Source organism: Sphingobium sp. AS12 (assembly GCF_019097845.1).
Classification (GTDB): domain Bacteria; phylum Pseudomonadota; class Alphaproteobacteria; order Sphingomonadales; family Sphingomonadaceae; genus Sphingobium.
This window is the reverse complement of record NZ_JAHRGM010000067.1, coordinates 168,894-185,816: the sequence shown is the minus strand read 5'-3', so window position 1 is coordinate 185,816 and position 16,923 is coordinate 168,894. Positions and strand designations below refer to the sequence as shown.

Below are 16,923 nucleotides of genomic sequence, written 5' to 3'. Positions count from 1 at the left end.
GCTGGTGGCATTGGCGGCGGCGGTGATGTTGTTCGCCTCGCCCACATCCTCGAACAATTGATTGCGCGCATCGGCGCGAACGATAATGCGATAATCGCCCGCCGCCGCGCCGGGCAGCGTGGTATCCAGGTTGAGCGTATAGCTCTGGTCCGCCAGCAGCGATCCGGCGAAATTGGCCCGCCCCAGCAGCTTGTCGCCAACATCCCAGGTCGCATCGCGCGACAGATAGACCGCGTCGCTCCAGCTGCCCGAAGCGGTGACCGTGCTTTTGTTCGTCACCGTCCAGCTTATGGTGACGGGATCACCCGCCTGCTTGTTGTCCGGCGCCACGATATCCGTGACCTGAATGTCGGTTGGCGGGGGCAGTTCGATGACCATCGGCACATCGCTGCCACGCACATTGTTGCGCTCGTCCGCTTCAAAGAGACTGCCGGTGGCATCATAGCGCGCCGGATCGGTAACCACGAAAACATAATAGGCTTCGGTGCCCAGGTCTCCTGGAACGACGAAATCCTTGACCACGGAATAGGTGCCGCCCGCGTCCAGACCGCCCGTATGGCGGATCGAACCCAGGAAACGATCCGATGTCAGGTCAAGAAACGGATCGCGGGAGAGATAGACAAGGTCATCCCATTGCGGTTGCAGGGTCGGGGTAGCGCCGCCCACATTGGTGACGCTATATTCCACGCGGAAGGGCTGGCCACGGGTGGCGCGCAACGGCGCGCTGAGCGTCGCGACCTGAAGGTCTGGCGGGGTATAGGGCGTCAGCGTGACCGGTTGCACGGTCAGGTTGTTGCCCTCCCCTGCATACTCCCGGACCTTGCCGTTGACCGCACCGCGCACACCGGCAAGGCGCGGAGACAGCGTGCTGTTGGCATAGCCCGATTGTTCAAGGCCCGAATCCGCCGCCGCGATGACGTTGAAACCACCCTCCAGCTCGAACGGCAGGCTGACGGTGACCTTGGCAATATAGGATTCGCCGGGATTGAGTATGCCGACATGCGCATTTTCCGCGCGGACGATCACGCCGGGCGACGCTTCCCGCGACATCAGCCAGTCGCCCTCATCGAGCGAGGCGTCGAGCGACAGATAGACCCGGTCGACCCAGGAATTCTCGCGCGTCGCCCGCGTGCCGACATTTTCGACGCGGAAGCTGATTTCGACCGTACCGCCCGCAGGCAGCGTGTCGGGCAAGGTCAGTTCGGTAACCTTCAGGTCCGCCTCGCGATAGACGACCGGGAACTGCGCCTGTTCGACCGTCCCGGCGGGCAGCTCGAATACGAAATTCCGGAAAGCCTGGTCCCTTAGCGCATCATTATCGCCCGACCGGACGATGTCGCTGGGCACCACGGGCCGCCTTGGCGTGTTGTTGAACACATAGACATAATATTCGCCATCCACCCCCGGCGGCATGTCGAATTCCAGCGTGTTGGTATAGCTCTGCCCCGTGCCCAGCCCTTCATTGGCCTGTGTGACCGATCCGACATAGGTCGCGCGGTTTTCAATGAATGTCGGGTCCTTCGACACCCAAATCTGATCGGTCCAATATTGCGTGCCCGACCAGACCGGCGCGCCCTTATTCTCGACCGTATAGGTAACGCTTGTCCGTTCGCCGGAATAGGCGACGACGCCCGGCGCGGCAGGCACCACGCTGACCACCTGCAAGTCGGCAGGCGCGTTCGTCACGCTGGTGGCGACGAACTTTGCGTTGTCGAGCGTGTTGGGATCACCGCCCAACGTCGATTTGACGATGACGTAAAGGCCAGCAGCGGCAGGATTGAGCTTGAACGTGGCGCTATTGGTATAGCTCGCCCCCGGATCGAGCGGCGAGAGATTCTGGAAACTGCCAAGATTGAATATGTTGCGCGCATTTTCCAACAATGGCGCATCGGACAAATAGACCTGGTCCGTCCAGCCATTGGCCTGTGCATCGCCGGTCGACCGCACCGTCCAGCTGACGGTGAAATCATCACCGCCCTTGGCCGAAACCGGGGCGGTTACATCCGTCACCGCAATGGCGCGCGTGCTGGAAACAGGCGGGGTGCCGACGATCTGGATCGCGCGGGCGCGATAATTGCTGCTCTGGATTTCGGCCGGATCGTCGGGATTGACGTTGATCGCCAGCGAATCCTCCAGCAGCGTCGCATAGGGATCGACCCAGGGCATGATATAATATGTGCCGGATACCACGCTGGCAGGCAGGGTCACGGTCAGTTCGCGATCATAGCCCTGCCCTTCCACCAGCGGGCCGCCAGTGTAGGCGACGCTGGTGAGCAATATGTCGCCAAGGCCGGGGTGCGGCCGGTTCTTGTCCCTAGTCAGCCAGATCTGCTCGGTCCATTGGCCAAGATTGCTGGTGCCCGCGCCACGATTGGTCACGGTATAGCGCACCGGCACGCTGTTGCCCTCGAACGCCTGGGCATTGGTGACGACATTGTCGACGACCAGATCGGCGAACGGCACCGGTTCGACATAAATTTGCTGCGCGCGCACGTTGCTGGCGGTCGTGTCGTTCGGCCATTCGTCGATGGCGTTGCCGGTATCCGTGGCCACCAGCACGAACACATTGCCGCGGAACCGCAATGGCACGGTGAAGGTCGCAGAGCTGGACTCATAGCTTTCCAGCGAATCGAGCGCGATCGGATTCGCCAGTTGCGACACAAGAATGTCATCGCCGCTGATCTTGTCATCCAGCGACAGCCAGACCTGATCGGTCCAGTTGCCATTGGCTTCGATCAGCCCCTGATTGATCACGGTGAAATCGACCGAGGCGGTGGCACCCGCGGTCACTCTGTCAGGCGCGATGATTTCGCTGATCTGCAAATCGGGGCGGGGCAATACCGACACGAGGATGGAATCATCATCGACCGAACGATTGTTCGCCTCGGCCGTATGCTCATAAACAGCGTCGGCTGCATCAGTGACGACAATCACCTCGAACCGATCGCTGGTTTTGGCCGGCAGGCGCATTTCCTCGCGCCTTGTATAGCTGGTCCCCGCCGCCAGCGGGCCGGTATAGCTATAAGTGCCGATTAGCGTGCCCGCGCCGCTATCGCCTGCCTTGCGCAGATAGACCCGGTCCACCCAGCTGCCTTCGGCTTCGCTCAGCCCTTCATTCTTCACTGTCCAGCTAATGTCGACCACGCCGCCCTCGACCCCATTGGTCGGCGCGGAGATGGCCGTGACGCGCAGATCGGGTGGCGGCGCAAGCGAGATGCTGATCGGGGCCGATGTGCCGCTATTGTTGCCGGTAAAGGCAAATTCATAGGGCTGGTTGGCTGGATTTTCACCGCCCGGTGCGATCACGACGATACGGTAATCGCCCGCTATCCCATCAGGCAAAGTGAAGTTGGCGGTGCGGTCATAACTGTCCCCCACCCCAAGGAAACCGAGATGATTGACCGAGCCAAGCAGGATCCGGCCACTGCCGTCGGTCTTTTCCAGATAGACGCTGTCGAACCATTCGCCGGTGTTGGTCAGGCCGATGCCCTGATTGCTTTCCCGCCATGTGACATCGATGGACGTGCCCGATTGCGCCAATGTGGGCGCGACCACGCTTTCGATCTGCAAATCGGCCCAGGCAATGGGCGACACGTCAAAGAAGCCCGCCAATGCGGTCCGGTTCGCATCCGCGCCGTTTTCGAACACGGCCTCTGTCGCGTCGGAACGGACAAACAGCGTGTAACGACCGTAGAATCCGGCAGGCAGGATCAGATCAAGATTGGCGTCATAGCTGTCGCCCAGTGCCAGCCCGCCCGAATGGACCAGCTCGCCCAGCAATATGTCATCGCCATCGCCGAATATATCATCACGCGACACATAGACGCGATCCGTCCAGCTATCGGTGGTCCCCAGCCCGGTGCCGATATTGGTGACCGTCCAGCCGACAGTGACGCGCGCGGGATCGTTGATCGTGCGGGCTGGCGCGGTAACATTGCTGACGTCCAGGTCGGCATAAGGCGCAAGGCCCACAGTCAGCGCGACAGAGGCGCTATTGTTGGTTTCACCCACGTTGGTTTCAGGCACAGCGGCGGTGCTGTCGCTCTGCACGATGATGCGATATTCACCCGAAGCATCGATGGGCAGACGGACCGTGAGCGCGCCGTCGTACACATCCCCCACGCCCAGGCTCGACCCGCGCACGACTTCGCCCAGTTTGATGTCCCCGGCACCCACTATGCCATCGCGGGAAAGCCAAAGGCTGTCGGTCCAGCCGCCGATGCTGGCGCCGCTGCCATCGTTGCGGACCTGCCAAGTCACGGCAATGTCGCTGTTGGATTGCGGATTGACGCCGCCCGGCAGCGCGACGTTGATCGGCACCAGATCGGGATGGGTCAGAACAAGCGCGCCCGACGCGCCGTCATTGTCCGCCTCTATGCCGCCTTCAAACACTTGCTGGCCCACATCGGCGCGGACAAGGATGTTATATGTGCCATCCGCCAGGCTTACCGGCAACGTGACCGACTGACGCATCTCATAGGTCTCACCGGGCGCAAGATCGAATGTGCGGACGATGCTGGCCAGCGTCGTCGCGCCCGAAACCGTCGTATCGTCATCCACATAGATGCGGTCGGCCCAGGGCGCACTCGCGGTCACCGTGCCGCTGTTACGGATGATATAGCTGACCTCTACCGTTTCGCCCGGTCGCGCACCCGCAGGCGCTGTGACGCTTTCGACGACCAGATTGCCGGAAGGCGCGACAGCGAAGCGGACAGGGATCGATACCCCGGCATTGTCGCCTTCAAGGCCATTTTCGAATACCGTGCTTCCGGCGTCCGTCACCAATATCAGGCGGTAATCGCCGCTGCGTCCGTCCTGCACGCGGGCCTGAACCGATACGGTATAGCTGTCGCCGATTGCCAGCCCGGCATCGCGCGACACTTCGGCCAACACCAGGTCATCCGCATCCGCGACGCCATCGGCCGACAGAACGAGCCGGTCGACATGACCGCCCGCAGCGGCGGCGTCACCGGTGTTGCGCACCCGCCACGACACCGTGAAGGGATCGCCGCCCAGCACGGTGGCAGTCGGGCCGGATATGGCCTCGGTCACCAGATTGGGCGCGCGGCTGGTAATGGCAAGGTTCGCGGGGCCACCGACATTGTCTGCCCGCGTATCCGGTTCGACAATGTCCTGCGCCGCATCGGCCACGACATAGATGCGATAATTGCCTGACGTGACGTTCGGCAGCGCCAGCGTGCCCGAACCATTATAGCTGCCACCTTCCGCCAGTCCGCCTGTTCGGGTGACATTGCCGAGTATGACATCGTCTGCGTTGCCGATAACGGCGTCGCTGCTCAATATCACCCGGTCCGACCATGTAACACCGTCAGCCGTCGCCACACCGGCGTTCGTGACGGTCCAGCTGACCGTAATATTACCGCCGCCCAGGCCATTGGCGGGCGCGCTGACATTGCTGACGCGCAAATCTGCATATTGGCGGGCGGTAACGGCGACTGCCGCTTGCGCGTTATTATTCCCTTCGGCGGCAACGCCCGCTGCCGCCTCGCGCACGCTCGTCTGCCCGTTTGCATTGCTGTCGGCGATTATGGTGACCCGGATGTCGCCAACCGCGCGTTGCCCGTCTGGCAGGGTGAAGCTGGTGGTGCGGGCGCGGCTTTCCCCTGCTGCCAAAGCGCTGGTCGTGATGATCGTGCTGTTGAGCAGCGTCTCGCCAGTGGTCAAATTCTGCACCAGCAGGCGGTTGTCGAACCCTGCCAGGGTGCCGACATTGCCCAGATTGCTCTCGTCCCATGTCAGCGTGATGACGTCGCCCGAAGCCGGCGCGCTGTTGCTGATGGCCAGATTGCGTATCTGGAGATCGGGCGCGGACGTGATGGTTTCCGCAGTGCTGTTGTTGGTCTCGCCAGTGGCGGTTATATTCGCCTCGGCGACCTGATCGAAAATATCGGTGACCACCGAAAATTCGAAAATGCCCTGCCCCAAAATCCCGGCAGGCCAGATGATCTGCGCGGACCGTTGCGCCGCCTCCTCTGCACCCAGTGCGCCTGTGAAGCCCACTGTGGCGACCTGAACCTGCTGGCCGGTCATGACATTGCGCACGAAAACCCGTTCGCTAAAGTCCGCCGCCGTCGCGCTGTTGCCCGCGTTGGTGGTGGTCCAGTTGACCGTGACGGTATCGCCGGGGTTCCAGCCGCCAGCCGGGTCCGCCGCAACGGCGGAAACGACGAGATCGCGGAACGGCGCCAGTTGGGACGTGAACTCCAACGTCGCGGCATTGTTCGTTTCGGCGGTGCCCAGGATATTTTCTTCGCTGATCGTGTTGGCGACGTCGTTCGTCACCGTCACCCCGATCCGTCCGACGCCGCGATTGCCCGTGGGCAGCGTCAGCGTGGTTTGCCGCTGCCGCTCACCTTCCGCTGAGATCACCGTGCCGCTGTCATCCAGCAGGATGTTGCCGATAATCTCGTTTGTATCCAGATTGCGCAGCAACACCCGGTCCTGCCACGCGCCATCGGTCGGTCGCGTCCCCTGATTGCGGGTTTTCCAGCTGATGGTAATCTCGCTGCCGGAACTGATCGTGCCGCTGCTGCTGACCGCAAGCTCGATCGGGATGAGATCGGGCGATGGACGCACCTCGAGCGAGGAGATGCGGATAGGCGCGATCAACGTGTTTTCGATGACGTTGAAACTATAGGTCCCGACCGATGCGGGCTGCTGCACATAGCCTTCGATCAGCAGCGTGTAGGCACCGCTATCGGGAAGGACCAGCGTATCGACATCGTTCATGTCACCGGCGAAGAGCTGCCGGCCATTAGGCGCGATCAGCCGCCAGTGGGTGGACACGCCCGCATAGCTGAGCCTGTCGAAGAAGAAGCGGTCGCCTGCTTCACCGTCAAACCGGTACATATCGGTTTCGGAACCAGGGCTAAGCGTCCCATTGACCGGAACGCCCGGCGTGATCGGCAGCGCATCGGCGAGATTTTGCAGGCGGATGGAATAATCCCGGTCCGCAGTCGTGCCGCTTTCGATCCGCAGCACATGATCGCCAGCGGGCAGACGATAGACCACCTGGGCATTGGACCGGTCATAACTGTCGGTCTGGGTGAAGGGCAGAGCGGCAAAGTCCCCGGCGGGACCGGTCAGCCGCCAGCTGACATCGCCGAATGGCGACAGCGCATCGACATAGACCAGGGTTTCCTCGGTCAGCGTGAAAAGCAGATCTTCCCTCTGGCCGGGTTGATCGAGCGCGGAACTGATCGTCTCGCCCAGATCGATCGTGCGGCTCTTGTGGACCACCTTGTCGACCTGAAACTGGTAATCGACCGGGCCGCCCTCGCCAATCTGGCCTTCATAGGCCAGCGTGTACACGCCAGCCTTTTCGAGCGTGATGAAGCCGGTATCCGAGCGGTAATTGGCACTCATCGCCAACCGGCCATCGGGATCGAACAGCCGCCACTGCCCCGATCCGGGGCTGGAGATGAAATCGAAATAGATATTGTCACCGACAGCGCCGGTGAATTTGTAAAGATTGGTGCTGTTGCCAGGCTCCAGTCGCCCGGTGGTCGGTGCGTTGAGCACAAGATCACTCGCCAGCGCCGTATCAAGCAGGCGGAAGGCAAAATCGCCGGTCAGATCATCATTGGCGTCGACGGTGATGGCGTAATCACCCGGCTCGAAAAATATCGCGCCAGGCGATGCGCCGGAATGGGCATCGGCATTCTGGAAATGACGCGAAAGGATGGTCCCGGAAGGTCCGGTCAGGGTCCATGCGAATTGGGTCGTGTTGATCAGGCTGTCGAATATCAGATATTGCGGGTCGCTGACGCTGAACGTGTAACGCACCTTAGTGCCTGGCGCGGCGATCGTACCGCTGATGGTTTCGCCGATGGTCAGCGGCGTGATGCTCTCGACCATGTCGACCACACGGAAGCTGAGAGTCTGCGGCGCGGACGTGCCGACACGCCCTTCGATCAGCAGCGTATAGGTGCCATCGAGCGGCAACAGAGGCGCCTCGACATCGCCGACCCGCGTCGTGTTGAAAACCAGATTGCCAGCCGGGTCGATCAGCCGCCAGAAGGGATCGTTCGATCCGCTCAGCAGGTCGAAAAACAGCGCCTGTCCGGCGGTAGCATCGAACCGGTATATTTCCGTCAGATTGCCGGGCGTGAGGGTGAGGTCCTGCGTTTCGTTCAGGTTGATGGCTGTCCCGTCCGCCAGCGAAGCCAGGCGGAATGAAAAGCTGCCGGTATTCGCCCCGGTGGCGGAAATGGCGACGCGATACGTGCCGGGCGCGAGCGTCATGACCGGATTGCCGGAAAATTCCGCAGAATCTGTGCTGTTGAAACTGCGCGGGGCGGGCGTCTGGGTCGGGCCGCTAATCTCCCAGCGCAGCACGCTATTATTGGTCAGCGCATCGAAAACGACTGCCGTTTCTTCCGTCAGGGTAAATTCGTAGCGCTGCACCGCGCCAGCCGCAGCAATCGAACCACTGACTGCATCGTTGAGCGTCAGTGCCGTCATCGGCTGCGCCGCGGCGGTCATAGCAATGGCGAAATTGTCGAAATCCTGATCGGCTGTCGCGCCGCCCTGACTGGCGCCCAGCACCAGACGCCCAGCCTCCAATTCCATGCCCGCCACGAAGAAGTCGGTGACGGCAGCGATGGTCGCGCCACCCTCCGGCGTGAGTTCGATCGTGACCAGCGATCCGCCATCGGTCCGCTCCACAATTACCCGCGCACGCGCCCAGTTGCCGCTCGCCAGCGTCAGGCCGGGATTGGCGATATCGGTCAGCTTGACGCCATTATAATGGATGGAAATATGATTGGCGTTGACTTCGCCATTGCTCAGCGTGTCGAAACCGATGCCCAGCGCACCGGCTAGATTGGCCTCCGGCGTCACCAGCATTCCCGGCCCGCCATTACCATATTGGCTGACCGGCAGATAGAGCAGGCCAAAGCCGTCTGCGTCTTCCGTCTGACCAGCGCGGCGGGTAAGGCGGAAATCGAAACCGAGATCGACGACATCCTGCCGCCCGCTGCCAGTGGCGGAGAAGGCTATCGAATTCTGGCTATTCACTTGCAGGGAATCGGTCAGCCTGATGACGTTATCCCCGCCATCGGACAGTATTTGTGCGGCGGTCCCGCGATGATTGCCCAATATATAGGGCAGGCCCGCTACGTCGAAATTCTGACTGGTCTGGCCACCGGCAGGCAGGATGGTCGGCTCGTTATAGATGAAGCTGTAGCTGCCATCCGTGGTCGCGGACCGCCGCCCTTCCACCAGCAAGGTGTAGGTGCCGGCCATCGCCGCTGTCATCAGATCGGTATCGCCAAGGCCAACAGGGCCGAAAATCACCTGCCCCAGCGGGTCGATCAGACGCCAGCTATTGTTGCTGGACGAATTGCTGACCACATCGAAGCCAAAGCGCATACCGGTCGTCGCGGTGAAACGGAACATGTCCGTTTCCTGACCATTTTGAGCGATTGTGCGATTGAATGTGCCATCCGGCACCAATTCCTCAGCAGAAGCGATGTCCAGCAGGCGGAAACTATAATCGCCGGTATTTTCCGCTGTCGCGTCGATCGTCAGCGTATAGCTGCCCGCGCCGAGGCTCAGGACTGGATTGCCGCCAAAATCATAGCCGTCGGAATCATGCACATTTCGGCTGGCGACCTCGACACCATCGGGACCACGCAACGTCCAGTTGAATATGGTCGCTGTCGTCAGCGCATCGAACACCAGCTTGCTGGCCGCACCGAGCGTGAACCTGTAGGCGTCGCTTTCTCCCACCGCGCCGATCGACCCGTCCACACGCGACCCGATGGTCAGCGCCGCATCCTGCGTAGTGATGGGATAGACGCCAAACTGATAGTCGGCGACGGTCGCGGTATAGGCCCGTCCCTCGATCAGCAGCGAATAGACGCCGCTTATGGGAAGTTCCAGCCCGTCAATGTTGCCGACCGTATTGGGGCCGAATACTTCATTGCCGAACGGATCGATCAGCCGCCACCGCATGTCGTTATGAACGGTGCCGCCGTCGAAGAAGAACGTCTCCCCCGCATTGGCAGCGAAGCGATAAATGTCCGTCTCGCTCGTGGGTGTCAGCGTTCCCGAAACCGGCGAACCCAGCGTCAGTGGCGTGCCGAGGGACAGGTCACGCAGGCGGAAGTTATAATTGCCAGTCACGCTGCCGACCGCGTCGATCTTCAGCTCATAATCCCCCGCACCCAGTCGCAGGACCGGCGACGCCGTGAAATCGGCGGAATCCGTGTCGCTAAAGCGCCGGGCACTCACAACCTCCCCTTGCGGGCCGGTCAGCGTCCAGTTGATGTCGCCCGAATTTGTCAGGCTGTCGAGCATGACCAGCGTTTCGGCCGTCAGGCTGAAACTGTAGATATCGCTTTCGCCCGGCTGCGCGATGCGACCCGAAACACCATTTGGGTTGGTAGTGCGCAGCAGGGCGCCACCGCTCAATGCTGTACTCTCAAAATCGAGCGCATAGAGGAGACCGCTGGTCCCCGTCGTCGGCGGACTGGCCATCCCGGCAGCAACATCAGCCTCGCTGCGCGCAATGTCCCAGATGCGGAAGCTGTCGACTGCGCCTTCCCACTGGCCGTAACTGGTCTCGACCTCCTCATACTGGCCGATCAGCAACGGCTCGCCCGCATCGGCATTATTGCCGATCCTGATCGTTCCCGATGCCTGCTCCACCCCGTTCACGAGGATTTTCATCGCCCCGCCGTCACGGTCGGCCACCAGCGCGATATGCGCCCATTCACCCGCGGCGATCAGTCCGCCGCCGGTCTGGATCGACTGTACCCCGGACGCATCGCGCACCGCCGCCCAGACGGACCCGTTGGCGTTCACCGCAATCCGGTAGGGCGATGTGCTATGGGTCGATTTGGCGACCAGCGACGTCCAGCTGTTGGTGAACCGATCGAGCTTGAACCATCCTTCGACCGTCAGATTGCGGCTTGGCGATACCTCCGCACTGCTTGGCACTTCGACATAATCGACCCCGCGCAGGGTGAGCGCATTGCCGCTCTTGCCGGGCTGAATCTGAGGTGCCTGGGGATTGGGGCCATCGAGCGTGATCGCCACCGGCGGGGTGGACGCAACCTTGTAGGCAGCGAAGCGGAAATCTACCGGCCATTCACGCCAGACGCGCGGTTCGACGATCAGCGTGTAAATTCCGCCGATCGCCAGTGCCCCACTTTCCCGTGACGCAAAGTCGCCCGGACCGAAAATCTGGCGGCCATAAGGATCGATAAGCCGGTACGATACCCTGTTGCTCGAATTGGTCACCTGCTGAACGTCGAACAGCAGATTGTCGCCCGGATCGACGTTCAGCCGATAGGCGTAGCTTTCCGAGGAACCGCTTGCCGTCTGCGAAATCGCGGTATCGAACGGCACCAGCGGCGCGGCCGACAAGTTGAGCAGGCGGAAGGCGAAGGCTCCGGTGGCAGCACCCGTGCCATCGACCAATATTGTGTAGGTGCCCGGCTCGACCGTGAAAACCGGGTTGCTCCCGCCCAGTTCGTAACTGTCACCATTGCGCAGATTGTTCGATATCGAAAAACCGCCCGGCCCGGTGACGGAAACGACCATCTGATCATTGTCATGCAGACTGTCGAACACCATCATCGTGCGTTCCGCGACGGTGAAGGTATAGGTCCGCTTGTCGCCCGGCGTGTTGAGGCGTCCTTCGACCACGCCCTTGACGTTTTCAAGGTCGCGCAAAACCGGGATGGTTGCGCCGGTGACGCTGCTTGTCACGGCACCCGATGTCACCGCGTCCAGACCCAGTCGCAACGCCAGGCCAGTGGTGTCGGTCGGCGCGCCCGCATTCATGTTCGCGGCGATCTGGGCCTCCGTGCGACCGCTGCTCCAGACGCGCACCTCGTCCAGCCCGCCCTCGAACTTGCGATAGGCCTCATTATATTCGCTGGTGCCGCTGATCATCAAAGGCGTGGTAGGCGAACCGTTTGACGGCGCCGTGCTGACCGATCGGGAGGCTGCCAGCACACCGTTGATGTAGATTTTCATCGTGCCGGAGCTGCGCTCCAGCACCGCGGCGACATGACTCCACTCGCCATAGGGAACCGCGCCGCTCGCTGTCTCCAGCGTGTCGTTCGACGTACCGCGCATACTCGAAAAATGGATCAGGCCATTGGCGTTGAACCACACGGAATAGCCGCGCTGCCCCGCATCATCGGCCTTGTAAACGATCGGCGACCATGTGTCGGCCTGCCGATCGGGATTGATCCAGAATTCGACTGTCACATCCTGCCGCAGGTCGAGCGCGGAATCGACGATCTGGATCTGCTCGTGGGCGGAAAATGAAAGGGCGTTGCCGATCTTGCCCGGTCGCGTCAGCGCCGCATTGGTCGTGCCGTCGATGACGATGGTCTGGGTGGGATTGGTCGGCTTTTGCAGGGTAAAGCCATAGCTCTGACTAGCGCTGGCATCCCACACCCGTCCTTCCAGAAGGATGAGATAGCGCCCTGTCTTGGGCAGAACGATCTCGCGATTGTCCATGTTCGTCGGGCCGACGAACTGAAGGCCATCGGGATCGATAATCCGCAACGAGGCGTTCGGCTGGCTTTGCAGATTCTGGTAGAATATCGTCTCGCCCGCCGTCCCCTCGAAACTGTAAACATCGGTTTCGCGCAACGGCGTAAGGTCGGAGCGAACCGGCTGACCAAAGCTAAGCGCGGTCGCGGATGCCGTGTCGATCAGGAGAAACTCGGCACTGCCTGTCTTCCCGGCGTTGCCGGAGATGTCGAGGCTATACTCGCCAGCGGGAAGCGTGAAGATACGGTCAGCACTGTTTTCATAGGAGTCGGTGCTGTAGAAATTGCTGCTGACAAGGTTCAGCCCGGCGCTTGAGATGGTCCAGAACATCTCTGTGTCTGGCGTAAAACTGTCGAAATAGAAGGATTTTGGCGCGGTGAGCGTGAACGTATAACGCTGCTTCTGGGTCGGTTTGGCAATCGTCGCCGTGGTCCGCTCACCAAAATTGAGCGCAATGGGGGCCGGGTCCGCCTCGATCCGCGACAGCGCGAACTGATAATTTATTGTGGCTGTATTGTCCCAGGGACGCCCTTCTACCAGCAGCGTATAGGTGCCGGCGCGCGGCATGGTGATGGCGGAATCGCGGAAGTCGGTAGGGCCGTAAACGACCTGACCGAAGGCATCGAGGATTTTGACCGATCCATTGCCAGCCCCCTGAATACCGTCGAAAAATATCTTCTCGCCAGCGGTCGCCGTGAAGCGATAGACATCGGTCTCCCGACCCGGATCGAGCGTGCCGGACGTGCTGGAACCATCGACCGCGAGCAATGTCCCGGCGGCGGCATCGAGCAGGCGGAATTTATAGTCGCCCAGCGTACGCCCGCCGGTTTCCACCTGCTGTGATCCCCGGACCACCAATTCATAATCGCCCGCCTCCAGCAGCATCGGGGTGCGGTTCTGCTGTTCGTAGCTGTCCGAATAATAGAAGCGGTTGCCAACCGAGGTCTGCGAGCCGGTCAACGCCCATTCAAGATAGACCTCTGCGCTGTAATTGTCGAAAATCACGAGCTTCTGCGTATCGACCGTGAAGCGATAGCGCTGGACATCGCCGGTCTTGGCGATGGTGCCTTCAACGATGTCATTGAGCGTCAGATCGATCGGCGCGGGATCGGCCGGGCGATTGAGGATGAAGGCGTAATTATCGGACGCGCCGCTATCCCAGACACGCCCCTCCACGACAAAATAATAAGTGTCCGAAGCGGGCATGGTGAGTTCGTGAAAATCAAACCCGGCGGGACCGAACAATTGACGCCCGTTACTCGAAAAGATGCGCCAGCTCGCGCTATTGGGATAATCGCGCACGTCGAGGACGATCTTCTCGCCAGCGCTCGCGGTAAAACTGAAAATGTCAGACTCGCGCACGGGCGTGAGTGTGGAGGACGTGACGCTGCCATCCGCCGCGACGGGCGTCGCACTTTCGAAATCAAGCAGGCGGAAGCTGTAGGCGCCAGTGCTGCCCTGTACGCGGATCTGATAGTCGCCCGGCTGGGTCAGGTCGATAAACGTATTTGCGTAATTCTCGAAACTGTCAGTGTAATAGAAGGCGCGATCCGGCGTGATACGCCCGGATGGGCCGAACAGCGCCCAAGTCTTGCCCGTGTCGGGCATCAGACTGTCGAAATAGACCCTGGTGGGTGCCGTTATCGTAAAGCTGTGGAGATCGATTTCGTCTGCGGCGCTCAGCGTTTCGCTAACCGCAGCGCCCAGGGTGAACGCGGTGCCTGTGCCCCTGTCAGGCGGCGCCGTGTTGCCGGTGCGGCTGACCTTGAGCGCATAGTCGACCGGTTCTCCTTCCCAGACCCGCCCTTCGAGCAGCAGAACATAGGTTCCGTCATAGTCGAGCGTAAGCGGCACCGAGTCATTGAACTGGCGCGCGGATGTGACGAGACGGCCCAGCGGATCATAGAGCCGCCAGAACGCATTGACATTCGTACTCGAAATCCGCTCGACCGAGATCGCATCGCCTTCTTGCCCCGTGAACGCGAACATATCAGTCTCGTTGCCCGGCTCCAGCCTGCCGGTGGTTTCTGCGTCCAGGGTCAGCGCAGTTGCGCTTGCAAGGCTGAGCAGGCGGAACTGATAATCGGCAGCAATATCCCCGGCACCGTCGACCGTCAGCGTATATTCGCCCTGCGCAAGGTTGAGCAATTGACTGCTACTGGTGTCGATCTCGGCTGAATCGGAATAGTAAAAATTGCGATTGGTGATTTCTGCGCCAAACGGCCCCGTCAGCGACCAACTCAGCGCGGAATTTGCCGTCAGCGAGTCAAAGGCCAGCTTGGTCGCTTCGCTCAGCGTGAATGTGAAGCGATCGGCTTCTCCGGCATCGATCCGCCCGCTGGTCAGCGCGTTCAGCATCAGTATGGCCGCATCGTCCGAAACCTTGAGCAGTTCTGCGGTAAATGCCGCGCTGCCCTGATTGTAGAGATAGCCTTCGATGGCAATCAGATATTCGCCCGTTTCGGGCAGTTCCCCAAGATCGATATCGCCCAGTCCAGAACCGTTGAGCAGCAGCGTGCCATCGGGGCGATAGACCCGTATATACTGGCTGTTGCTGGCACTGAGCAGGTTGAAGAAATAATGATCATCCTTCACCCCGTCGAACCGGAACAGCTTTGTCTCGGTCCCGCGCCGCAGAACGCCGCTGGCGGCCAGCGCGCCCGGCGCGAGACCAGCGGCGGTCTGACCGGTCGCCTCATCAAAGCGCCAATAGCCCGCCAGCCCGCTCTCGCTGCCCGTCAGCGGGCGCTGATATCCGCTGGCGATGTCGGCCGCGCTGCGCGCCATGCCCCATAGGCGGACATCGTCCACCTGCCCGTCAAATTGATAATTGCCGGTCGGTGCCGCACCGATATTGAGCGCATTGCCGCTGTGGTTGATCGCGGCGTCATAGGCCTTTTCAGCAACCAGTGCGCCATCGACATAAAGCCGCAAGGTCGTACCGTCATAGGCACCGGCAACATGCTTCCATTGATCCGTTGCGAGCGGTGCCTCGACAAAGCCATCGCTCCAATTGTTGACGAAGAAGCGGACATTGCCCCCCACACGCACTAGCCCGTAGCCGTTGCTCCATCCGGTATCGTTTATCTTGCTGACGATGCCCTGATAGAAGCCGCCGCCGCTGCGTGCGTTGACCCATGCCTCGACCGTGATCGCAGCCGGATTGAGTGCCGCATCGTTCGCGACTTCAAGCTCGCCGAGCGTGGCGACATCCCAACTGCGGTTGATCGTCCCGCCCTGCGCGGAATAGTCGAGCGGCGCGCCTGCAGGGTGCGCAATATTGGCCAGCGCGCCACCATCCTCGATCGTCGCGCCAAAACTGTCCCCTGCGCTGATCGCGGTGGCCGTCGTCGAAAAATCGAGCAGGCGGAAGGCGAAGTCGCCCGTTGCATCGCCATCGGCGAACACCGTCAGCTTATATTGTCCCGCGACAAGATTGAGCAGCGGATCGCCGTTGAAGGAATCCGAACTGTTGAAATTCCGGTTGTTGATCACCTGACCGCGCGGTCCGCTTAGCGACCATTTGAGGCTGTCGCGGCGGATGAGATTGTCGAACAACAGCTTGCTGTCACTGGCGAGGTCGAAATCGAACACCGTGCTGCTGCCTGCGGTCGCGAGGCGACCTTGCACCCGCTCGTTGATCGTCAGGGCAGCGCTGGTCTGCGTAATCTTGCCGAACGTGAAGGAATAGCTGATGTCGGCCGTGGCCGAATTATACACCCGGCCTTCAATCTCCATCATGTACGTACCGCTGCGGCTTAGCAGATAGGCACCGGAATCGTCGAACCCGTTTGGCCCGGTGACATATTCACCGTCCGGGCCGATCAGCCGCCAGGCTGTCGATTCAGCTGGATAGCTATGCGCATCGAAGAAGAAACTGTCCCCGGCCAGTGCGTCGAACTTGTAGAGCGCGGTTTCGTTCGCCTTGTGCAGACCGTTAACGACATCACCAGGCGTAAAGACATCGGCATTGGCTATATCAAGCAGGCGGAATGCATAATTGCCGGTCGCGTCGGCCCGGCCATCAATGCTGAGCGTATATTCACCCGCTTGCAGATCCAGGATGTTGCCGCCCGAAAAATCGTAGGAATCCGACTGGGCCAGATTGCGGTTCGAAACAATGCTGCCCTTTTGGTCGGCCAGCGCCCAGAACATATTGTTGGTGGCGGTGAGGGAATCGAACACCACCTTTTTGGGTTCGGTCAGGGTGAATGCGAAGCGATCAGTTTCACCCGGCACTTCGATGGTGCCGGTGATCGGCGGCACATCCGCCGCCAGCAGCAGGCGCGGCTCTACCGCTTCGAAATGGAGCCGGTTTGCCAGACTGGAGGAATTGCGCAGCGCGGCCCGGCGACGCAGACGCCAGTCCCCTGGCAACCGATCCAA

1 protein-coding gene (cut by a window edge) is annotated in these 16,923 nt (G+C 61.0%); it reads right to left on the bottom strand.

Annotated elements, in window-relative coordinates:
• Window positions 1-16,923: the 5' portion of a putative Ig domain-containing protein gene (locus KRZ98_RS20615; RefSeq protein WP_254798738.1), read on the bottom strand. The gene continues 20,208 nt to the left of window position 1, outside the view; 16,923 of the gene's 37,131 nt are visible here — the first part of the coding sequence; it begins with the start codon at window positions 16,921-16,923; its stop codon lies off the left edge, out of view.